Origin of the sequence: Leptotrichia hongkongensis (assembly GCF_041538065.1) — a bacterium.
Classification (GTDB): Bacteria; Fusobacteriota; Fusobacteriia; order Fusobacteriales; family Leptotrichiaceae; genus Leptotrichia; species Leptotrichia hongkongensis.
The window spans coordinates 106,581-130,093 of sequence record NZ_JBGORW010000005.1; the positions used below are offsets into that span (position 1 = coordinate 106,581).

21 protein-coding genes and 1 pseudogene are annotated in these 23,513 nt (G+C 28.8%); 9 read left to right on the plus strand and 13 right to left on the minus strand.

The features are described 5' to 3' along the window. Positions 1-2: 2 nt before the first annotated feature. Together dapB and ACEG17_RS05195 are read left to right on the plus strand one after the other, a co-directional pair. Positions 3-737, plus strand: a complete 735-nt coding sequence (gene dapB / locus ACEG17_RS05190) for a 4-hydroxy-tetrahydrodipicolinate reductase (protein WP_372582833.1) — start codon at positions 3-5, stop codon at positions 735-737. A gap of 1,373 nt (positions 738-2,110) precedes the next feature. Next, positions 2,111-3,553, plus strand: a complete 1,443-nt coding sequence (locus tag ACEG17_RS05195; protein ID WP_372582834.1) for an acyl-CoA dehydrogenase family protein — start codon at positions 2,111-2,113, stop codon at positions 3,551-3,553. Between the two features lie 64 nt (positions 3,554-3,617). On the opposite strand, the gene gltS is transcribed toward ACEG17_RS05195, so the two are convergent. The 4 genes from gltS to ACEG17_RS05215 form a co-directional block, all read right to left on the minus strand. After that, positions 3,618-4,859 carry a sodium/glutamate symporter gene (gene gltS / locus ACEG17_RS05200; RefSeq protein ID WP_372582835.1) on the minus strand — a complete coding sequence of 414 codons (1,242 nt, stop codon included), beginning with the start codon at positions 4,857-4,859 and terminating at the stop codon, positions 3,618-3,620. A 222-nt stretch (positions 4,860-5,081) separates the two neighbouring features. Next, entirely contained in the window at positions 5,082-6,170 is a 1,089-nt protein-coding gene (locus ACEG17_RS05205) for a glycerol dehydrogenase (protein ID WP_372582836.1), read from the minus strand. A 143-nt stretch (positions 6,171-6,313) separates the two neighbouring features. Continuing rightward, positions 6,314-6,940, minus strand: a complete 627-nt coding sequence (locus tag ACEG17_RS05210) for an HAD family hydrolase (protein WP_372582837.1) — start codon at positions 6,938-6,940, stop codon at positions 6,314-6,316. Between the two features lie 195 nt (positions 6,941-7,135). Beyond that, complete coding sequence (locus ACEG17_RS05215) at positions 7,136-8,848, minus strand: proline--tRNA ligase (protein WP_372582838.1); 1,713 nt, start codon at positions 8,846-8,848, stop codon at positions 7,136-7,138. A gap of 457 nt (positions 8,849-9,305) precedes the next feature. On the opposite strand from ACEG17_RS05215, the gene ACEG17_RS05220 reads away from it, so the two are divergent. The 4 genes from ACEG17_RS05220 (at position 9,306) to ACEG17_RS05235 (ending at position 11,680) form a co-directional block, all read left to right on the plus strand. Continuing rightward, entirely contained in the window at positions 9,306-9,737 is a 432-nt protein-coding gene (locus tag ACEG17_RS05220) for a hypothetical protein (RefSeq protein WP_147005168.1), read from the plus strand. 170 nt (positions 9,738-9,907) lie between these two features. Continuing rightward, on the plus strand, positions 9,908-10,408 hold the full coding sequence (ybaK, locus tag ACEG17_RS05225) for a Cys-tRNA(Pro) deacylase (RefSeq protein WP_372582839.1): 501 nt from the start codon (positions 9,908-9,910) through the stop codon (positions 10,406-10,408). 49 nt (positions 10,409-10,457) lie between these two features. Next, complete coding sequence (locus tag ACEG17_RS05230; protein ID WP_372582840.1) at positions 10,458-11,255, plus strand: enhanced serine sensitivity protein SseB; 798 nt, start codon at positions 10,458-10,460, stop codon at positions 11,253-11,255. A 29-nt stretch (positions 11,256-11,284) separates the two neighbouring features. Then, positions 11,285-11,680 (plus strand): hypothetical protein, encoded by a 396-nt coding sequence (locus ACEG17_RS05235; RefSeq protein WP_372582841.1) that lies wholly within the window; start codon positions 11,285-11,287, stop codon positions 11,678-11,680. On the opposite strand, the gene ACEG17_RS05240 is transcribed toward ACEG17_RS05235, so the two are convergent. From ACEG17_RS05240 to ACEG17_RS05275, 8 genes and pseudogenes are all read right to left on the minus strand, one after another. Next, complete coding sequence (locus ACEG17_RS05240) at positions 11,657-11,980, minus strand: hypothetical protein (protein ID WP_372582842.1); 324 nt, start codon at positions 11,978-11,980, stop codon at positions 11,657-11,659. The two genes, ACEG17_RS05235 and ACEG17_RS05240, sit on opposite strands and share 24 nt — an antisense overlap. Positions 11,981-12,053: 73 nt before the next feature. After that, positions 12,054-13,166: an NADH-dependent flavin oxidoreductase gene (locus ACEG17_RS05245; protein ID WP_372582843.1), complete on the minus strand. Its 1,113-nt coding sequence runs from the start codon at positions 13,164-13,166 to the stop codon at positions 12,054-12,056. Positions 13,167-13,302: 136 nt separating this feature from the next. Next, the gene (locus ACEG17_RS05250; protein WP_372582892.1) at positions 13,303-13,578 is read right to left on the minus strand and encodes an Abi family protein; all 276 of its coding nucleotides are present in this window, start codon (positions 13,576-13,578) and stop codon (positions 13,303-13,305) included. Next, positions 13,579-14,172, minus strand: a pseudogene (locus tag ACEG17_RS05255) (Abi family protein); the annotation flags it as partial. Positions 14,173-14,299: 127 nt separating this feature from the next. After that, on the minus strand, positions 14,300-14,887 hold the full coding sequence (locus ACEG17_RS05260; RefSeq protein WP_372582844.1) for a YcjF family protein: 588 nt from the start codon (positions 14,885-14,887) through the stop codon (positions 14,300-14,302). A 30-nt stretch (positions 14,888-14,917) separates the two neighbouring features. Further along, entirely contained in the window at positions 14,918-16,258 is a 1,341-nt protein-coding gene (locus ACEG17_RS05265) for a hypothetical protein (protein WP_372582845.1), read from the minus strand. Beyond that, entirely contained in the window at positions 16,251-16,949 is a 699-nt protein-coding gene (locus ACEG17_RS05270) for a hypothetical protein (protein WP_372582846.1), read from the minus strand. Before ACEG17_RS05270 ends, ACEG17_RS05265 begins: the two co-directional genes overlap by 8 nt. Before the next feature lie 12 nt (positions 16,950-16,961). After that, complete coding sequence (locus ACEG17_RS05275; RefSeq protein ID WP_372582847.1) at positions 16,962-17,879, minus strand: metallophosphoesterase family protein; 918 nt, start codon at positions 17,877-17,879, stop codon at positions 16,962-16,964. A gap of 415 nt (positions 17,880-18,294) precedes the next feature. Here ACEG17_RS05275 and ACEG17_RS05280 point away from each other — a divergent pair, with 415 nt between their 5' ends. Then, positions 18,295-19,011 (plus strand): YjjG family noncanonical pyrimidine nucleotidase, encoded by a 717-nt coding sequence (locus ACEG17_RS05280; protein ID WP_372582848.1) that lies wholly within the window; start codon positions 18,295-18,297, stop codon positions 19,009-19,011. Between the two features lie 478 nt (positions 19,012-19,489). On the opposite strand, the gene ACEG17_RS05285 is transcribed toward ACEG17_RS05280, so the two are convergent. Further along, positions 19,490-20,272, minus strand: a complete 783-nt coding sequence (locus ACEG17_RS05285; protein ID WP_372582849.1) for an MBL fold metallo-hydrolase — start codon at positions 20,270-20,272, stop codon at positions 19,490-19,492. A gap of 137 nt (positions 20,273-20,409) precedes the next feature. Here ACEG17_RS05285 and ACEG17_RS05290 point away from each other — a divergent pair, with 137 nt between their 5' ends. Both ACEG17_RS05290 and ACEG17_RS05295 read left to right on the plus strand, forming a co-directional pair. Next, on the plus strand, positions 20,410-20,823 hold the full coding sequence (locus ACEG17_RS05290) for an Lrp/AsnC family transcriptional regulator (protein ID WP_372582850.1): 414 nt from the start codon (positions 20,410-20,412) through the stop codon (positions 20,821-20,823). A 269-nt stretch (positions 20,824-21,092) separates the two neighbouring features. Further along, positions 21,093-23,408 carry a patatin-like phospholipase family protein gene (locus ACEG17_RS05295; protein WP_372582851.1) on the plus strand — a complete coding sequence of 772 codons (2,316 nt, stop codon included), beginning with the start codon at positions 21,093-21,095 and terminating at the stop codon, positions 23,406-23,408. Positions 23,409-23,513 lie beyond the last annotated feature (105 nt).

Genomic DNA, 23,513 nt, shown 5'->3' on the forward strand with positions numbered 1-23,513 from the left:
ATATGAAGATAATAGTATATGGTGCTGGAGTTATGGCACAGTATGTAAAAGAATCAGTAATAAATTCTGGAAATGAATTTGCTGGGCTGGTTGACCCGCTTGGAAATGGGGATTTTGAAAATCTGAAGGGAAAAGATGTGGATTTTGATGCAATTATTGATTTTTCGCATTTTAGTTTGCTGGAGGATGTACTTGAAGCGGGAATTGATAAAAAAGTTCCAGTTCTAATTGCTACAACTGGACATTCAGAAGAACAGCTTGAAAAAATCCAGGAAGCATCAAAGCAAATACCGATAATTAAAGCGACAAATACTTCAGTTGGAGTAAATATCGTAAATGAAATTGTAGCCTTTGCGACAAAATTATTAAAGGATTTTGATATTGAAATAATTGAAAAGCATCACAACAGAAAAATTGACGCACCAAGCGGTACAGCGAATACTTTACTTGAAGTTGTCAAGGAAAATCTGGATAATGATGGAAAAGATTATAGAACAATTTACGGAAGAGAAGGGCACAGTAAACGTGCGGAAAAGGAAATAGGAGTTCACGCCATACGTGGCGGAAATATAGTCGGAGAACATACCGTAATTTATGCAAAAAATGATGAAATTATCGAAATAAAGCACGAAGCATTATCAAGAAAAATGTTTTCAGACGGTGCAGTCAAAGCTGTAGAATTTCTTGCTGGAAAAAAAGCAGGATTGTACACAATGAAAGATGTACTTGGTTTATAATAAAAAAACTCTAGTTTATTAGACTGGAGTTTTTTTTTTAAAAATTATTTTGTATCTTCACAATAAACGTTTCCACTAGGGTATTTATAACATTTAGTTCCTTTTTCTGCCATTCTTTGATCAACTCGATTCCAATAATTCGGACTAAAAAGTTCACAACTATCCACACTTAACCCAACATTTTAAAAATGTTTTTCATAAAATATCACTCCTTATATTTTAATAGTAAAAATTATAACGTAAGGGCATCAGGCGCCATGCCCTTACAACCCCGCTTTACGCAAAACTTTCTTATAAAGAAAAAATAAAACTCGCTTCGTAAAAACTACGCTCAGACAGTTATTTTTCCTTTAACGAAATTTTGCTTATTTAATATTTTCCAAATTTAAGAACTTAAATATATAATTTTTATAAGTTAATGTATAATGTCGTGATTTTTTTGGAATGAAAACGATTGTTTGAGCGTTAGCGAGTTTCGTTTTTATTTCAAAAAAATGCTTAGACGAGCCAGGGTTGCAAGGGAAATGGCGATTGATTTCCCTTGCTTATACAAAAAGGGAAAACATATAATTATGAAAAAATATTTATTAACAACAAGTAATTTTTCAAAATTTAAATAAAAATCCCTTATTTGAATACTTAAAAATTAGATTCAATTTTTTTAACAAACCTATCAAACTAATTATTATATAATTTAAAAATATTCTGCTATTTATATAATTATAACAAATAAAATAAAAAAATTTAATATTTATACGGTAAATTAAATACTATATTTTGATTGTTTTTTTTTTTTTTTTTGAAATTTTAATAATATACTCGAATCATTTAACACTAAACCCCATTTAAATAACGAATTTATTATAAACTTTTCCAATGAAGGATAAAAACCTAGTATTTCAAAATAATTAAAATATTTTTTTGTTTTAATAAACCGACGGAGCTTTTATTTGTTCAGCTACGACTGTTTGACGACTGGAAGGAGGAGTTTCGGAGTTGAGCAAATGAAAGTCGTAGTCTGGCCATAGGTGCAGGATTTGCGGCAATGAGCAATCCTGCAAAAATAAATAAAGAAAAAACATAATAAAAACAGTAAAAACCATTATTAAACAAAATAATCTTATACTTAAAGCATATTAGAGACTAGAAATATTCGTCATTCAAACTGGGAATAGCATAAAATTGAACTGATAGAAATTGGTTTGAGTAAAATAGTCATAACTTTTGAGTTCTGTTTTAAACTAGTTTTACTATATAATGTATTTAAAAATTGTTATTTTTTTTCATTTATGTTATAATAACAGTTGTTATATAAACAAATTATTTTGAAACCAAAATATTTTGTTTTAAATTACTTGCTTTGGAGGAGAGAAATGAATAAATTTATAAATGAAAATTTGCTAAAAATGAATACAGAAGAATTTCTGTCTAATATAAAAAAGGCTTTCAATGATGTTTTTTCAAATGGAAATATTGAGAAAATAAATTTAATGAACTATTTATCAGAGAAGAAATGGTTAAGTATAAAAAAATGTGGACTTTTACTGCCTTTTCTGCCAGAAAAATTTGGGGGAAGAAAAAATAGTCAGCTTGAAATTCAGGAAGTTCTTAGAATCGCTGGGAACTATGGCGTACCAGTTACACTTAGAACAGGAATTGAAGGAGCATTAGTATTACAGCCGCTTGTTGAATATGGGAATGAGGAGCAGATTGAAAAAGGTCTGGAAATGATATTTAACGGAGAAGGCGGAGGACTGGCTATAACGGAGCCTGAGACTTCTGGATCTGCCATAGCAAAAGAAATGCAGTCTTACTATGAATATGTTGATGAAAATACAATTCATGTTAAAGCTGATAAATATTGGCAAGGAAATTCTCAAAGTGATTTTTTATTAATTGCAGCAAAGGAAAAGAAAGACGGTAAATTATCAAAAGTAATTAGCTTAATTTTAGTTCCAAGAAAATATATAACTTATGATGTGTTAAATTCGGAAGGTCTAAAAGCAGTAAGATATGCTGTAAATCATGTTGATGCAAAAATTCCTGCAAAATATATAATAAAACTTTCAGAAAGCAAGGCAAATTGTCTTAGAGAATTTCAAAACATCTTTATAAGAAGTAGATTGCAGCTAGTTGGAATGACACATGGAATTATGGAATATATCGTAAAAAATATAAATAAATTTGCTAAAAAAGAAATACTATTTGTTCAAAACGAATTAAATGAAATTGAAAATACTTACGATGTATCAAAAATTATGTATAGCTATACTTGTAACAATGTCTCTCCAGATAAGTCTGTTTCAGATAAATTAATGGAAGCAAATATTATAAAGAGCCTTGCTACTGAATATACTTACAAGGCAGCAAAAATTGCACAGAAACTTCTAGGGGCAAAAGGATTTGAAGCTGGGCATCCGATGAGCAATGTGGCAATTGACTTTAGACCGTTTACTATCTTTGAAGGTCCGAATGATATGCTTTACGCTGAAATTTATGATCAGTTTTCAAAAGCTACGGCTGTGGAGAAGAAGGAGGGAATCCGAATTAATAAAAATTCTACAATTTATGAAAGATTTATTTCGGATAGACGGTTTGAAAATATATCGGTAAATAATATTATTAATGAGATAGACGATTTAATCAGTTTTCTAAAACATCATACATTAAATGAGATGGATCAGATAAAAAAAGTTTTTGTTGGTAAAATACTGGCAAGATTGTTTCTTTTAATTCAAGCAGAATCAGATAATTTAATAAAATTTTTGATAAGGGATATTAGAAAAGATATTTTAGATTTTGAGTATAACAGTTAAAATAATAAAAAAAGAAGGATAACTAATAAAAGCTATTCTTCTTTTGTTTTTTTATTCAAATTATTTATTTGAAAAACTGTGTAAATATTGTAATAATACTAATATTTGCAAAGTCAATGAAAAGCGATCCAACTATTGGAATTACGAAAAATGCCATTTTTGAGTAGATGTATTTTTCAGTAACCGCTTTCATATTTGAAATTCCATTTGGGGTTGCCCCTAGTCCAAATCCACAATGACCTGAAACCATAACAGCCGCATCATAATCAGATCCCATCGCTTTAAATGTTATCCAGATCAGATAGAAATAAATCAATATAACTTGTGCAACAAGTAAAATAAATACTGGAAGTGCTAAATCAATAAGTTCCCATAATCTTAATGTCATTAGTGCCATTGCTAGAAATAGGTTAAGTGCCACATCTTCAAGAATACTTATTTCTTTTGTCGGAGCATTCAATGCTTTTACATTGTCAGACAAATTTCGAATAATTGCAGCAACAATCATTGGTCCAATGTAAACAGGAAAATGTGCCTCAAAGTTTGTAAAGCTCATAAGATAGTCAATAAATATTGATAAATATGAACCAATTCCCATTGCAATCAGAATATAGAAAAATGCCATAGAAAAACGTTCCCCATCAAGAAAAGGCTTCTGTCTTTTTAATACTTCTTCATCGATGTCTTCATCTCCATGCTGTATCCCATCTTTTACAAAATGTTCTGGTAATAATTTATGTTTTTTTATAAGTCTGCTGGCAATAGGCCCTCCCATTGCAGATCCCATAATAAGTCCAAAAGTTGCTGAAGCTATTGCAATTGCATTTGCCCCTTTATACATAGGTCCAAGAGCTTCGATTGTTGGAGCTACGGCTGCAGATGTTCCATGCCCTCCAGTCATCGGAGTAGATCCTGTCATTAATGCCAATAACGGCGGAAGTCCTACAAATTTTGACAGTCCGACAGCAACAGCATTTTGTAAAATACATAATCCAGCTGCAACAAAAAGGAAAATAACAACTTTTTTTCCACCTTTTTTTAGCACTTTAAGACTGGCATTAAATCCTACACTTGTAAAAAACATTACCATAAAGAATTTTTGCAATGTATCATCAAATTTAATTTGAGCAATATTTGTTTGCCTTAAGATAAAAACAATTATTGAAAATAAAAATCCACCAATAACAGGTGCTGGAATACAATATTTTTCAAAAAAATTAATTTTTTTTCTGAGTCTTATTCCAATTAAAAGCAAAACAACTGCTAATCCAATTGTCTGAATCATATCCATGTTAATTTTAACCATAAATAACTCACCTCGCTATAAATTTTTTTGTAATGCAACATTATACTATAAAATCTAAGAAAATGCAAATCTAAAAGAAAAACACTTTTATTTTAAAATTCTTTTATTCAAATCTCTTTTTTAAAACATAAAATAAATAAACTATAAAAAAAGAAGCTGAATTCAAAATTTTAATCATTTTGAAACAGCCCCTTAAATATTTATTTTTTAGAAATAATTAAATTAATTTTTTCCAAGTTTATCTGCTACAAGTATTGCTGCAAAAACATCATCGGCAGTAACTTTGAATGGCATGTTATGAATTGTTTCACCTTCAGCTGTACTTGCTTTTGCTACTTCATATAATCTTTCTTTGGAAACACTTCCCATTCCTAATTCATCCAATGTTGTAGGAAGCCCTACACTCTTACAGAACTCTACAACTTTTTTGATTTCGCATAAACATCTGTTTTCCAGAACTAATTGCGTAATTGTTCCGAATGCAACTTTTTCTCCATGATACATGTGATGTCCTTCTTCCAGAATTGTAAGTCCGTTATGAATAGCGTGAGCTGCCGCAAGTCCTCCACTTTCAAATCCAATTCCACTCAAATAAGTATTTGCTTCGATTATATTTTCAACAGCTTGCGTAACTACTTTATTTTCTACTGCAATCTTGGCTTTTAAACCATCTTGGAATAAAGTATCCTTACATAATTCTGCAATTGCAATAGCAGCTTTTGTAATGCCACCTCCAGCGATTGAAGAAGCGTTTGAATCAACACAGGCTTTGGCTTCGTAATAAGTGGCAAGTGCATCTCCAATTCCAGCGACAAGAAGTCTGGCAGGTGCATTTACGATTACATCAGTATCCATTATTACCATATCAGGATTTGCCTTTAAGAACAAGTATTCTTCAAATTCTCCATTTGGAGTGTAGATTACTGATAAGGCACTGCATGGTGCGTCTGTTGAAGCAATTGTTGGAACAATAAAGACAGGAATATTTTCGTAATATGATACTGCTTTTGCTGCATCAAGAGTTTTTCCTCCACCGATTCCAAATACTGCATCACATTTTTTTTCTTTTAAAATATCAATATTTCGGTTAATTTCATTTTTTGAACATTCTCCGCCAAAAACTTCAACATGGTAGTTTATACCTTCTTTTTCAAAACTTTCAACAATTTTATCCTTAAAATTATCAAAAATAAATTTATCTACTAAAAGATATGCTCCGCTGTTACCACGTAATTTGTAATAAGTTGCCAAATTACCGATTTCATCTTTTCCTTGAATGTATTTTGATGGCGAATTAATAATCTTTCTCATAAAAAATCATCTCCTATAAAATTTAGAATTCTTTAATAATATTATAGTGCATTTTTTCACAAAGTCAATAGTAAAACTAAAATAAAAAATCAAGAAATTATTCAAAGATAAAGTTTGAAGTAACTTCCTGATTTTTAAATTTATTAAATTTTCAAAATGTTTTTCAATTCCTCTTCTAATTTAGTATAATCTGGCAAATGAAGTCCTTTGATTCCTTTATTTTCGGCGGCTTCAATATTTTCCTTCATATCATCAATAAACAATGTTTCTTCTGGAATTAATCCAAATTCATAAAGAAGAGTGTCATAAATTTTTTCTTCTGGCTTTAAAAGTTTGAAATAGCATGAAATTAGGCAGCCTTCAAATAATTTAAAGAAATCGTTGTGTTTGAAGACATATTCGTATGAATCCTTGTGGAAATTTGAAAGCACATATAATTTATATTCATAATGATCTCTTAATTTGTAAAGAAGCTCAATATTTTCTTTTATAGGCTTTAACAATTCAAAAAAGTCCTTGTCAAAAAAATTATCAATTTCAGTAGCCAAATGAGGGCTTCTTTCCTTAAAAATCTTTTTAGCTTCAGGATAAGTCAAAGTTCCCCTGTCAAGCATTAACCATTCCTTTGTACCAATCACATTATCATGAAAATCTTTTCTTTTTTCTTTTGGCAATTTTTCTTTTAAATAAGTGTCTTTGTCAAAATTTATTAAAACATTTCCTAAATCAAATACTATATTTTTTATTTTTTTAGAATTTATATTTTCCATTTTGTTTACACCTCCGACTACTTGTCTATCTTTTAATTAATAATTTTTCTATTTTCAACGTTTCTAATGATTGCATATTGTTTCCTAAATTTCATAATATCACACTTTTTCCAAGTTTTTGCATAATTTTTTAAATATTTCTCAGCTTGCGGATATTCTTCACCATTAATTCTGCAATCAGCAATGTCAAAAATTTTATTCTGCCATAAAATTCTTTACAAAATTCAAAACTTCCTCAACTTTTACATCTGTACTTTCTCCAGTTTTTCTATCTTTCACTTCTACAATTCCATCAGCTGCGCCTTTTCCAACGACTATTTTTAATGGGAAACCTATTAAGTCGGCATCTTTGAATTTGAATCCTGCTCTTTCATTTCTGTCATCTAATACAGTTTCAATTTTATTTTGATTTAGTTCATTATACAATTTTTCGCCTATATTTACCTGTGTTTCATCTTTCATATTGGCGATTATTACATCAACATGGTAAGGGGCTATTGCTTTTGGCCAAATTATACCGTATTCATCGTGGTTTTGTTCAATTGCGGCTGAAATTATTCTTGACATTCCCATTCCGTAACATCCCATTTTCATAACGGCTTGTTTTCCGTTTTCATCAAGAACAGTAGCATTTAGGGCTTTTGAATATTTTTCTCCAAGTTTGAAAATATGTCCAACTTCTATTCCACGTGCAATTTTAAGAACTCCTTTTCCATCAGGGGAAATATCTCCAGCTCTTGCAGTTCTAATATCTGCAACTAAGTCATATGCCAAGTCTTCAAGATTTACGTTTATATAGTGATAATCAGCTTTATTAGCACCTAAAGCAAAGTTTCTTACATATTTTACAGTTTCGTCAATTACAACGTATAAGCCTTCTTTTTTTTCATAAGAGCCTGCATATCCAGCAACCAGCCCGAATTTTTCGCATTCTTCCTCGCTCATCATTTCAAGTTCTGTAGAAGCTCCAATTACATTTTTTAATTTTATAGGATTTACATCCAAATCTCCACGAATTAGGGCTAGCACAAATTTTTCTACATCTTCAAGAACTTCCTTCAGCATTACTGCCTTTACAGTTTTTTCTTTAGGGATATTCAAGAAATTAGCCAGCTCTTCAATTGTTTTTGCATTTGGAGTTTCAACTAATTCTTTTGGAAGTTTTTCTTCGTTGCTTTCTTTTAGTTCAATAATGCTTGTTGCTTTTTCAACGTTTGCCGCATAATCTGAAGAGTCATTGTATAAAATATCATCTTCTCCGCTTTCTGCAAGCACCATAAATTCGTGCGAAGCATCACCTCCGATAGAACCAGTATCAGCCTCGACTGCCCTGTAATTAAGTCCCATTCTTTCCAAAATTCTTGAATAAGTGTCTTTCATATTCAAATATTCCTCATCAAGCGATTCCTGTGTCAAATGAAAACTGTAGGCATCCTTCATCACGAATTCCCTTCCACGCATAAGACCGAATCTTGGACGCATTTCATCCCTAAATTTTGTTTGAATCTGATAAACGTTAAAAGGCAGTTCCTTGTATGATGAAATTGAATCTCTTACAACATCCGTAATAACTTCCTCGTGAGTAGGTCCAAGCGAAAATTCCCTTTCGTTTCTATCTTTTAATCTCATAAGTTCAGGCCCATAAGCAAACCAACGTCCAGATTCTTCCCAAAGTGAAGCGGGTTGCAGTACAGGCATAAGAAGTTCCTGAGCTCCTGCTTTATCCATTTCTTCTCTTGTGATATTTTCTATTTTTTTTAGAACTCTGTATCCAAATGGCAAATAAGTATAAACCCCTCTCGTAAGCTGCTTAATCATAAACGATCTAAGCATAAGCTGGTGGCTCACAATTTGAGCCTCTTTTGGTGCTTCCTTATATGTTTTTAAAAATGCTCTTGATAATCTCATATTTTCTCCTTCTATATTTAATTTTTATTGTATTGTAATGCTTATATTGTATATTTTTTTTGAATTTTTAGCAATAGTTTTTTAAAAAATAATATTATGAAAAAATAAATTTATAATTTAAAATGAATTTACTATAAAAAGATTTGTAATTCGATATGCTAAAGCGAGTTTGAAACAAAAAATTTCTAACGATTTGAAATTAGTAATATATAATTTTTTAGTTAATATGAAGAATAATACGGAAATAGAGCAGATATTTATTGATTATATAGTTTATAAAGAAGATAGGGATGACCCTGTTTTGGAATTAATTAATTCTTATTGGAAATAGAAAAATTATTAATAAAATATAAGTTTGAATATTTGGAAATTTATATAATATGTGGTATAATTATCTTAGAAGAGCAGTAGAATTATTTTAAATTTATAAAAAATTAGAAAAAAGGAGAGATTTACAATGAAAAAACTAATTTTGTTGGGATTATTGGCATTTTCAGCTTTTGGAATAGCAGAACCTTATAGAGATGAAAGAGGAGTGCTTTTTATGAGCGAGAAGGAATGGACAGAATTTTACAATAAAGATGGACAGGAAGTAGCTGCTTGTGTGCCAATAGGATCTATAATTATGGAAGAAAGCTACATAAAAGATGGTAAGAAAATGACACATACTTTAGCAGAAGTTCAGCAAGGAATTAAACAATTTAATGAAATGCTAGGTGAAGCTGGACTTCGTGATATTAATGGTGGAAAAGATAAAATTCACGAGTTCTACTACGCAGCAGTATGTAAAAGACCTACACAAAAACAATATGATTTGGTAGGTTCTCCAACATTCAAAAAAACAATGGAGAGAATTTTTGAAACTCACAAAGTTATAGAAGACAAATAAAAATTTTTAAATCTAATTAACATAAAAGGGCAATAGTTTATATTTTTGCTCTTTTATTTTTGTTTAAATTTTTCTCTTTTTATCATAAGGATAGATTTTTTTTAATTGACTGAAAAAAATTAATTTGATATACTAAAAATAACAAAAATCGAGTATGGGGGCAATGAAATATGAAACATAAGAAAGAAAAAATTGCAAAAACAAATGCATTAAGACAGCTTGATAAACAGAAGATTCCATATATTATTCACACTTATGAGTGGAGCGAGGATAAAAGTGGAGGGCTTGGTGTTGCTGAAAAGTTGCCTGAACTAGCGGATAGAGTTTTTAAGACAATTGTTTTGAAGGGGAAAAGTAAAAATTTGTATGTGTGTGTAATTCATGGAGAGGCACATTTGGATTTGAAAAAGGTGGCAAAGGCCTGCAAAGAGAAAAATATTGATTTATTGCCACTTTTAGAACTGGAGAAAGAAACAGGATATATTCGTGGAGGATGTTCTCCTGTGGGAATGAAGAAACTGTTTAGGACTTTTTTTGACAAGGAAGTTGAAAAATTTGATAAAATAATGGTTTCGGCTGGAAGAAGAGGACTGCAGATGGAAGTAGAAACAGAAAAACTGATTGAAGTTGTGAAGGGGAATGTTGTGGATTTGACGATGGAAGAGATTTAAGCTATAATGGGTATAATATAAAATATTGAAACGAAGGAGTTGAAAAATTATGGTTGATGTAAATAAGCCATTGGAAAATCCTGTGTTAAAAGAATTGTTTAGTAGAATAGGAAAAAATCAGAAAAGTGATTTAGAATTACAAAATAAAATTTTAGATGAAATTATAATGAGAGCTTATTTTTTAAGTTATGTATTTTTGGATAAACCTATTGAAACTGATGAAACTGGAAAAGGAACTGTTAAAGAAGATTCAAATATATCTTTCTATATGATTTCTTCATCTGATGGAAAACAATTTTATCCAGCATTTACTGACTGGGAAGAATTGAATAAGTGGAATATTGGCATTGATAAAATACAGACACTTATTTTGTCTTTTGATGATTATGCAGAAATGGTATTATTAAATCCAGATATAGAAGGTTTTGTTATTAATCCATTTACTACATCATTTACCTTTACAAGAGAACAACTTAAAATTTTGAAAAAGGAAAAGGAAGAAAGACTTAAGGTCGTTGAAACAAAAGTAGAAAAGGACACGCCTGTAATGATTGGAGAAGCGAAAGAATATCCTGAAGATATGCTTGAAGCATTAAAAAGTGCTTGTAAATTAGATAAAAATATTAAAAGAACATGGTTAATGCTCATGTATAAAGAGGGACAGGAGAGTTATCTATTAGTTGTTGACAGTACGGGAAATGAAAAAGAAAGTATAGAATTTATAGGAAGAAAAGTAACTCCATACTTGAATGGAAAATATATTGATATGTTTTCATATAAAGATAGTTTTGCAAAAGATGTTGTTAAAGATAAAAAGCCATTTTATGAAAAGAGAAATTCGATATAATAAAAAATAGGAAAAAGAAGAAAATAACTATGCCAAAGCAGTTTCAGGATTTTTTAAAGAGTATTGGATTATCAATTGAAAATATTCTTGAACAAACGGGAATACCAAATATATCATCGAAAGAGGAAATTCAGCTTTCTAATGAGGAATATTATTTATTTTTGAAAAAAATTGATGAAGTTATTACTGATGAGCAAATTTCAGCAATTAGCAATATTGATAACTTGAACGTATTTATTCCGTCGTTTTTTGGGGCACTTTCTTCAAAAAATGGACAGGAAAAACAGTATCGCAGTATCAAAAAGAAAAAGAAAAAGAATAAATATAAAATACGCCATAAATTTGGCGTATTTTTTTGCAAAATTATAAATTGTATTGATTTTTTTCAAAAAGATTATGCTCTAATTTTTATCAATCCATTCTAGTTCAAATTCATAATCATATAGCTCCATTTGTAAATCTGCTGCTTGATCACATAGATCTTTAAAATAAGGACTTTCTACTTCTAATTCTTCATCATACATTTCTTTTTCGATTTCATGGATTTCTTTTTTTAATTTTCGTATTTTCTCTTTTAATTGGTGTTTCTTTATCTGTTTTTCTTTTTCCTGCTCGTTTTCATTTAAATCTTCAAGTTTTCTATTTAATTTTGAAATATTAGCATTTTTTTTGTTAATATTCCCAAAGAGAATATATAAAATTATGATTATAGCTATTAAAATCATTACTACTCCTAATAAAGTAGCATTTTTTATTTCAGTTCACTTATTATAAATAATTTTACATAAAACTGTATTGTTATTTTTTATTTTTTATTGGAGGAAGCAAAGGGCTTTTGTCTTTTGCACGTTCCCATAAAAATTCACCTAAATCGTATTTATCTTCTCTTTCCAGATTCAGTTCAGTTTCAATTTCATTTTCTCTTTTTTCAAGTATAAGAGTTCCTATATTATGATTTAAAATGACAGTTTTTCCTAAAGCAGTAAATTCTGCCCATCCTGTATCAAGAGCTTTAGCTATCTGTTCTCCTGTGTATAGATTACCCACTCCAATTAACGGAAGTTTTCCGTTTATTCTGTCATGAATCTGCTGTATTGCAGGTTTTTTAGTATCTCCTCCACGATAAGCATTTATATAAAAATCTGGAAGTGAAACGTGTAGATATTGTAATGGTTTTTTTACAAGTTCATCAATCAATGCAAAAGTTTCAACCATTGTCAAACCATTTTCTCCTGGCTCTTCAGGTGAAAAACGGTATCCTATGATGAATTTGTCAGCGTTATGTTTATTTTTAACTTTATTTACTTCATCTATAACAGCTAAAGGGAATTTCATTCTTTTTTCTATATTTCCTCCCCATTCGTCAGTTCTTCTATTAGTTATTTCTGAATAAAACTGCTGGATAAGATATCTGTTTGCACCATGAATTTCCACTCCGTCAAATCCAGCCTGAATAGCTAAATCAGTAGCATTTCCAAACGCCTGTATAAGTTTATCTATTTCATCAGTAGTTATTTCTCTTGCTTTTGTTTCGTTATCATAGCTAGGAGCAATTATGTCATTTTTATTTACATTTGGAAGGGCAAGTCTTCCGCCGTGATGTATTTGTAAAATTGCTTTTGTACCTTGATTACGTAGAATTTCAGCTACTTTTCTTAAAGATGGCAAATGTGTTTCATTGATAGCTTCGGGCTGTCTTGTGAAAGCTTTTCCCCCATCAGCAACTAAAGTAGCTTCTACTATGAACATTCCTATATTTTCTCCACGTTTACTCATAAATTTAAGATCTTCTTCTGAGAAAGTTCCGTCTTCATTGGCAACAAATAGAGTCATAGGAGTCACCACAAGTCTATTTTTAATCTCTACTCCATTATTTAATGTATATTTTTCAAAAATTTTATTTGAATTCATTATGTCACTCTCCTATTTTAAATTATATATAATCTTATCATATTTGTATATCTAAGTAAAGTAGAAAATAATAATACAAAATTTTCAAAAATTTTTTATATTTTCAAGTTTTCAACAGTTTCAAAATCCTTAAAACCTAACTTTTGGGCCTCTTTATCCGTCCTATTATGGCATATTTTTTCAAAGTTTTCCTAATAGCTCCACCTGTATATTTTGGATTAATTACATAAACTAAATATTCTAATATTAAGATTGCTATTGCTATTCTGTCAGAGGCTTTGCCATTAACAACATACGGTTTGCTTTTAAATTCTTCTAATATTTTAGGTTTTGTCATAAATTTCATATCTGTAATATTTGAATTGTGAGCTGACAGATTTCTAATCAGATTAATAGTTCCCAACCAAGACAAATACACTTCTCTTTTCAAATTATGATCTTTAGCTATTTGATTTTGATATTTTTTGTATAATATTTTGTAGAGATTTAAAACTTCTCCAAATGTTAAAATATCTATTACAAGCTATATAGGTATATTAATTATTTTATCATCACTCTTCTTGTAAACATCTAGCAGCTTGTTATTACTTCTTTCTAAATTTCTCTCTATTCTTTTTCTTAAATCTTTTTCTCTAAAAATTCGTTCTTTTTTATTACATTCTACTTTGTCAACCCATTCAAAAAAATCAAGATACCCATATTCTCCTAACTTTTTCCCCATCAAATGAGAAAATTTTGTTTTTAAAGACAGTTCAATTTTTTCAGTTAACCTTAACAAATATAATCTCAAATTTTTATTCTCATAAAATCTATTTAAAACTTGATTAAAAGTAATTCCTTGAGCATATTTCCCATCTTTTAAAAAAGGCAACGAACATTCCTTCAATTTATAGTAATTTATAAAATTCAATATTCTCTCTGAATCTTTGTCATCCTCGATAATCATTCCTCTATTTTTAAAAACCATTACTTGTTCTTTGCATGTCGAAAATTTATATTTCGTCATTATAATAATTTCTCCTAAAAAAAAAGCCCTGCGTAGGCATACTAACCTTGTATTATTTAAAATACTGCAGGGGGTTTGATATATTTTATTTTATATTATTTTTTTGAAAATGTCAATTGGGAATTTTTTATTTCTTAGGTGGTTTAAAATTATTTTTAAATTCCTCAACAATATCATCCATGTCAAGATAGTTAGTTGGTCTTCCTTCTTTAATATATCTGATACACAAATTTTTCAATGTTATTATGTAAGCTTCTCCCATAGCTTTTGTTATAGCAGCAGCTGTTCCGATTGAAGCCACTGAACCAACAATAGGAATAAATTTTAATAGATTAGAAGCTACTGTTCTTCCAATCATAGAAGCACCAATAACAGTTCCTAGTCCACTAACAATCATTTTAGCTTCTGTTTCAACATTAAATTTTTCATTTATTTGATAGATCATATTTAACTGTATTCCTGAAATAGGAATCGCATCTGCAAAAGGTATTGGTATAACTCCTACTCCACCTGCTGCTACAGAACTCATATCAACAATTTCTCTTGCTTTCTTTTCTTGACGCTCTACTTCTTCAATTTCTTCTTCTTGCTTTCTTTTTTTCTCTATTATTTTATTCTCTTGATCTATTTCTTCATCTTTTCCTGCTTCCTTCTTTAAATTGTTTAACTCTTCTTTTAGTTTTTCAAATTCGTCATCATAATAATTTTCACTCATTTTTATTATCTCCTTCACTTTTATTTAATATTATTTTTTTAATAACTCATCTAATTCTTCTACAGAATAAATTATTTTTTCTTTTGAAACTCCCATTATTTTAGCATATTCAACACTATAAATCATTTGTTGAGTCGCATTATTTTTTTTTGAAAAAGATTCAATTAATAATTTTTGTCTTTGTTTATATTCTTCTTGTACCTGTTGAATAAATTCATACAAAGTCCTTGTTATATCTCTATCGATTTTTTGTATTCTTTCGTAGAATTCCTTTATTAATTCTTGTTCATTTAAATTTTTAATTGTATTAAATATAGAATATAAAAACTTATCTAAATATTTCTTTATGTAAGGACCATAACGTATAATTAATTCTTTAAATACTAACATTATTAATCTTACCCAAGCGACATAATTTAAATGGAGAATAAATTGTACCATATTGCCACCTGAACGAAATCCTGCATCAATACCATCTATTAAACAAAAAGTTGTATATCCTATAAGTAACATTAATCTCAGATCTCCGTGTTTTTCAGTTGGAATACATTCTTTCCAATCTTTCTTTTCAAAATATCTTTTTTTAATCACCCATAAACTTCTAATCATTAATTCTTGTATTAAAACAGGAATTGACATTGTTACTCCAAAACGGGCATCGTATCCTTCTTGAAAAACTCTTGTCATTGTTACAGCTAATGTTTGTCTATCATTTCCATTTTGAAATTTACCAAAATCACACATCAAAAATAATTCCATGAAAGGAATCGGTATTCCTGAACCTCTTCCAGCATTTATTTTTCCTCTTCCACCTGAACTTCCAGATAGATCAGACATTATATGTCCAATCCAATTACAGAATCCGCAAAATAATTTTTCAATAAAATTATTCCCTTTCAATTCAAATTTTCCATCTGATGTATCAATATTAAATATTTTCCCTTCGCTAACAAATGTTGCAGTAGATGTAAATTGATTTAATATTGAAAAAAATAATCCAATAATATCAGGTGAATGGCTTAGTGATTTTATATGATGATTTTTAGTTCCCATTTTAAATAATTTGTTTACATCAGTTGTATTTCTTTGATCATAGTTCACTCTAAATTTACCTTCAAGAAATCCTATCGCAGAAGCTACATTATTCTCATTATCTATTTTAGGTTTCCAACCACTCACTTTAGCAAATTTTTTTACTAATTCATCTGCTCCAGCATCTGTCAAACTTCCTAATTTACTTAAACTAGGATTTCCAACAAAAAATACATCAATAATTCCTGCAATAGCTCCACTAAAACTAGCAATCATGAAATCATATCTATCACAGGTCGACAACTTCCATTCTTTTTCTTTCAATTCATATTTATTCATTTGACACAAATTCTCCTATTTTAGTCGATAACGATTCAGAAATATTTATTAATGTTGCTAATCGTTCTTTATTTTCTATCGAAAATTGATTATAATCATTATCGTACTTTATTAATTCAAATCCATTTTCAATATTATCAGAAATTTCTTTTATTTCTTTTTCAGACATTAAAACTTTAATATCTAATTTCATTATTTTCATAATTTCTTTTTTTATTTCTAATATTTGTTCTTCAATTTTATCAGCAGCCTCTTTATTTTTATTATTTAAGATTAAACCAGCACCTAATAATGCACTTCCTCCTATGGCCCAACCTATCGGTCCAGCTAATGCTAGAAGTGCTTCCCCACCTACAATTCCACCTCCTCCTGCACCAGCTAATGCCCCAGCACCAGCCATAGCTGTTGGAACTACTTCTGCTTGATTAATCTCTTTTGTTACTTCTTCAATTTTATTGTCAAATTTTTTTATATTCATTTCTATTTTACCTAAACTAGTTTCAAATTCTATCGGTTTATTTGACAATTTTTGAATATAAGTACTAAAATTTTTAAGTATTTCAACAGCATGTAATTTTTTTTCATACAATGATTCAGAGTGATTTATAGTATTGGATAATGTTCTTTTATAATCTCCATACACTTCCTCTAAAACTTTTTTTGCTTTTTCTTTTAATTCTGAGTTAAACATATTTTTATCCTCCTATTTTTCTAATATTCTTCTTAAATCAATCAATTTTTTAAGATTTTCTTTAACTTCTAACAAATTTTTTTTATCTTTTTTTGTCTTATCTAGTTTATTTTCTAAATCCATTATATATTCTTTATAATCCTTAATCAATTTTTTGTATTCTTTTTTTCTTTCTTCAGTTACTTTCTTTTTTATTAATTTTATATCAAATTTTTCTATTTTAACATTATTATTTTTTAAAACAAATAATTTATTTCCCTTCACCTCAACACATCTTAAAACGTCAGTAAAAAAACATCCTGAATCCAAATTTATACAATTATTTTTAATGCTAATATTTTTTTGTGGAGTATGACCGTAATATACGATTTTTCCAGTATTATTTTTCTTATACCAATTATCTCGAGTCCATAACAAATATTTAATTTCTTGATCTTCCAAATTTTTAGAAAAATCAATTCCTGCATGAACAAATAAATGATTTTCACTTTCAACGATATGTGGCATTTTTTCAATAAAATTAAATAACCATTTTTCTTCATAGAATTTATTATTTTTCCAATATTCATCTGTTGTTTTTTCTTCTGTTTGATGTTCAAAAAAAGATTTTACAGTAACATTTCCACCATTATATAACCAATTTAAACGAGAGTTTTCATCACTTATTGATTCAAAAAGCATATTTTCGTGATTTCCCATTAAGTGAATAATATTATATCCTCTATGAATCATATCTTTATACCAATTATATAACTCAAAAGAAAATTTCCCTCTATCACAACTATCTCCAAGAATCAATAGTAAATCTTCTTTTTTCAAGTCTATTTTCGCTATTAGTTTTTCAAACAAATCAAATCTTCCATGAATATCCGTCAAAACAAAAATTTTTTGATAATCATTTTCTTTAATTCTTTTTATATTCAGTTCCATTTTTTCATCAACTTCCAAATTATTCAAATTAATTTTTATTTATAATTTAAGTTTTGTTAGTATTATACTTCAAATAAAAGATTTTTACAATTTATTTTATAAAAATAAATTGTGAGATATTAAAAAAATTAGGATTTACAAGACTATACAGTAAAAATTTTTTAAAAAAAAGTTTTGATTAAAATTAAATTTTTAAAGTAGCTAGTTCTATTTTTTATGCACTAATCAATTAATTTTAAATGTTGCCCTTTTCTTTTTTTTGTTGTATACTTTATAAATCATATTAGTTATTTACTTTGATTTTTCTGAGTTAATTAATCGTATTTTAAAATTTTTAAGTATTTATCACAAATAAAAAATAACAAATTTTCTAAAATTTAAATAGTTTGAGAAAATTCTAAATAAAGGAGTAAAAATGAACTACAAACTTGTATTAATAGATTTAGATGACACACTTTTTGATTATCCAAAAACTGAAGAGGTGGCATTTAGGAACACTTTCGAAGAATTGGGATTTTTTATGGAAAGTGAATTAGGTAATGAGAAAAAAGAAGAAATTTATGAGAAGATAAAAGATAGATATAAAGATGTGAATTTGCAGTTGTGGAAGGATTTGGAAAAAGGGGCTGTGGATAAGGATAGATTAAAGGTTGTAAGATTTGAAAAAATAATTGAGGAGTTTGATTTGAAATATGATCCGCATGAAATGAGCGAGCTTTATTTGAAAAAACTGGGAGAAGGGATTTTTCCATTTGAAGCAACTGAAAAACTATGTGAATACTTACATTCAAAATACAAAGTTGGAATTGTAACTAATGGAATAAAGGAAGTACAGCATTCACGAATAGAAAATTCAACAATTGCAAAATACATTGATAAAATTATCATTTCTGATGAAGTTGGTGTAAATAAGCCTGATAAACGAATATTTGAATATGCAATGAATTATTTTGAAATAATGGATAAATCTGAAGTTATAATGATAGGTGATTCATTAGGAGCAGATATAAAAGGTGGACAAAACGCTGGAATTGACACTTGCTGGGTAAATTTACGAAATAATGTGAATGATACTGGAATAGTTCCAAAGTATGAAGTGAGAAAGTTGGAAGAGCTGTTTGAAATATTATAAATTTTATATTGGAGTTATAGTTAATGCGAAACTCCTTTTAAATAACGAAATTATTTCAATTTTTTTCAGAGGTGAATAAAAATTTAGTATTTTTAAATAATTAAAGTATAATTTTTTTATGTTAGTAGACTAACGAAACTTTCATTTATTCGACTACGACTGTTTGACGATTGAAAGCAGAAGTTTTGGAATTAAGTGAATAAAAGGTCGTAGTCTAGCCATAGGTATTACGTAGTAATCTTTTCACAATTTTAATTATCAGGATAGCTCTTCACTACAAGATAAGGATTTGTGGCAACGAGCAATCCTGTAAAAAATATAATAAAAATAGTAAAAACTGTTATTAAACAAAATAATTTAATACTAAAATTCTATAAAAAAATAGAACTATGCTAAGGACAGAAAGTTTTAATTTTTTGCTAATCTGGCATATAATTCAAAATTTATTAAATATTTGCTATTTAAATCAAGAATAGTATTAGTATTTTAAAGTTTCTCCGTCTTCAGGAATATTTAATTTTTCATAAAAATTATGCTTAATGGCAAATTTTTTTAATTCTTTACGTGTCAGATATGCATGGTTTACAGCTTCCATATGTGTTGCCATAAGTTGTGCTTCAGGTAAAGTTTTATGTACTTTTAAAACATCATCAGCTCCCATAATTAATGGACCGCCTTCTATAAATTGATTGTTTCCTGCATTAATAATGACAACTTCAGGTTTATGTTGTTTTAATGTTTTTTCAACTCCACTAAACCACACAGTATCGCCTGATAGATAAAGAGTTTTTTCATTTTTATTCTGAAATATAACCCCACAGGATTTTCCAGCTCTTTCAAGCAATTCAGGGGTACTCCCATGTTGCCCTTCAACATAAGTCATTGTAATTTCACCAAATTTTATGTTTTCTCCTAAGATAAAGACATTTTTAAATCTTTGTTCACGTAATTTTTTTTCATCGCTCTCATTTTGAGAAAACAAAGTTATATTTTTATCAATAGTTTGAATAGCTGCTAAATCCCAATGATCAGCATGTAAATGTGTTACAATCACTGCATCAACTCCTTTTAAAATTTCATTTACTGACATTGGTAATTCCACTAGTGGATTTTTTGCAGTATTTCCAGACATTGGCATAGGTGCTATTGGTGGTGCGAATGATGGTAATTCACCTTTCTTTGATAACATTGGATCAATTAGAAAAGTTTTTCCTCCATAATTTAATTTTAAAGTTGCATTTCTTATTTGTGTTACTTCCATAAATCCCTCCAATAATATTTAAAATTAATTTTTTAATTAAATTATGATATAATTGTATCACTATTTTTTTTGTTCGTGAATAATTTAAAAAAAGCAAAAATGAAAAATTACTTTATTTTCAGAAGAAGGAGAAAAAATTGGATAGTGTAGATAAGACAATAGTTGATTTATTAAAGAAAAATAGCCGTATAAAAGTCAAAGAAATAGCACAAATTGTGAATATGTCAGCACCTGCTATTTCACAGCGGATTATAAAACTTGAAGAATCAGGAGTTATAGATGTATTTACAATAAAGATTAATTATAATGCTTTAGGAATGTCTATACATCAGTTTATACATGTTAAAATGATTCAGATGTCTCACAAAAATTATTTGAATTTTATTGAAAAATATTCTAAAAATGTTATAAATCATTATAGAATTTCAGGCGATACTTGTTATATGCTAGAAACACGCTTTAATACAAACGAGAAATTAACAGATTTTCTTAGAAAATTAAATATTTATGCAAATTATAAAGTAAATACTGTAATAAGTGTTTTAAAATAAATAAATAAATAAATAGAATGAAAAACTAACTTCAAATTTTATGTTGATTTAGATTACCCAAACACAAAATTTGATGTTTGAAATATTATAAATTTATTTAAAAATTTAGTAAATTTATAAGAAAAATAAAAATTTTTTGTAGTAAAATGACTAGAGGGTCAATTATCTGATATAAAATTAATTAAAAAGTGAGCTGTATTAATGAATTATAGATAAATTTTTATAAATTAAGTTTAATAAAAAATAAGTGAAAAAGGAGGATAATGTAGATGACTGAAAAAAGAAAAAGATTTTTATTTTTAATTATTTTTCTTTTGGTAAATAGTTTTGGGATTTCTGAAAATTTAAGAGATGAAAATTATTTTGTGCTAAAAAAAGATGAACAAAATTTGCAGGAAAGCAAAAAAGACAGTAAAAAGGAAGTTTTGGAAAATGAGCCTAAAATAGAATTGGACAGGGATATTTTAAATAAAGAAAAAAAATTAGAAAATAAAAAAGAGATAACTTCTCAGGAGAATAAGAGAATTGGGCTAGTACTTAGCGGGGGAACAGCGAAAGGGCTTGCTCATATTGGAATATTGAAGGTGCTGGAAGAGGAAAAGGTGCCTATAGAATATGCAACTGGAACGAGTATGGGAAGCATTATTGCGGGAATGTATAGTGTAGGATATACGCCGCAGGAAATAGAAGAAATAGCGATTAGTATGGATTGGATGGGGCTTTTTAGCGATAAAATCGAGAGAAAGGACAAGGGGGCTATAAGAAATTCAATTGAAGATAGAAATAGTACGGTAATTCCAATGAAAAATTTTATGCCAAAATTACCTAGTGGAGTCGTTGGAGGAAAAACTGCGAGTCAAAGGCTGAATGAAATTTTTTATGGAGCAATTGGAATACAGGATTTTAGGAAGTTTCCAAGAAAGTTTGCGGCAGTTGCTACTGATTTGGAATCTGGAGAAGGTGTTATGATTGATAAAGGCTCGATTGCAACGGCGATTAGAGAAAGTTTGTCATTGCCATCAATTTTTGCACCAATTCGGGATGGAAAAAGGCTTTATATTGACGGAGGAGTTACACGGAACTTACCTGTGCAGGATGTGAAGGTGCTGGGAGCAGATTATACAATTGGAGTGAATGTAGGAGACGGATTTACAAAAAGAGATGAGAATAAAATGAATTTGGTTGATGTAATTTCAGATTCGACAACAATTGCTGGAAGGCAGGAAGTGGAACGGCAAATTCGTATGCTTGACTTGTATATGAAACCAGATTTGGAAAAATTTGAGTCTTATGATTTTTCAAAGGTAAAAGAACTTATTGCGGCTGGAGAGAAAATTGCAAGAGAAAATATAGATGAAATTAGAAAATTATCAAATCCTGAACTTTTTGAAAAATTGGAAGAAAAAAGGAAAGAGTTTAGACGGACTTGGAAAGATGAGTATAATATTTCTGGAGTTGTAATAGAAGGTAACAAAAAATATAAAAAAGAATATTTTGATAAATTTTTGCCTAAAAAACTTGGTGTTTTAAGCAGGCTGGATATGGAAAAAATTGTTAATAATATTTATCAGAATGGTGATTTTACAACGGTTTATTACGAAGTGAAGAATAATGATCTAGTAATAAATGTTCAAGAAAAACCAAGCGATTATCTGACACTTTCGGGAAATATAAATAACGAGGACTTGGCAACAGTAAATGTTGGTTTTCAGGGAAGTAAAATTATAAATAACACGAATGTAAGATATTCAGTAACTGGAACGGTTGCAAATGAATACGGGGCAAGAGGTAAGGCAACTATGGAACTTGGAAAAGATTCGAAGGCCTTGATTTACAGCGAATTTGAATACAAACGTGACATTATAAAAAATCAAAAATACAATAACGGATATTTCAGCTTTGAAAACAGAAAATTCAAAATTGGAGCAGGAATTGGATTTGAAATGTATAAAAATCTGTTATTCTCAATTGGTGGAGGCTATGAAATTTCAGATGTGACAAAACATCAGAATAATGCTGAAAATGTAAGAAAAGCCTTTCCATATTATGAAGCTAAGCTAAATTATGATACAAGAGACAGCCTTAATTTTGCAACAAAAGGTATTTACTTTTTCTCAAATTATACTTTAGCAAACTCAAAAGAGGCTAAATTTAACTCATTAAATGCAGGTGGAGAAATTAATATTCCGATTGGAGAAAAAATAACAATTACTCCAAGAGTATCTTATTTGACAACAGATGGAAGCAATATTCCAGAAACTTACAGGCCAAAAATGGGAGGAATACGAACAGCTGATAATTCATTGGAATTTGCTGGAATGCCAGCAGATAAAATTCGTGGAAACAGTATTTTTATTGGAAGCCTGAAAGCTCAATATAATTTGTCAAAACTTGTATATTTAGATACAACTTATTCAAGGGCAAACATTTCTCAAAAAGCCTACAGCTTCGGAAATGAAGAAAAGGAAAGCTATAAATTTGGGCTTGGAGTGAAAGCCTTGTCAATTCCGCTTTACTTTGGATTTGCAAAAGTTCCGGGAGAAAGCTGGAGATACATTATAAACTTTGGATATTCGCCAGAATAATAATTTTGGGAATAGTAAGCAAAGTGAAAGAAAAATCTTTTTGATATTGAAAAAATATGATAGAATAAAATTGTAAAATTTAAAAAATACGAAAAATTAGGAGGA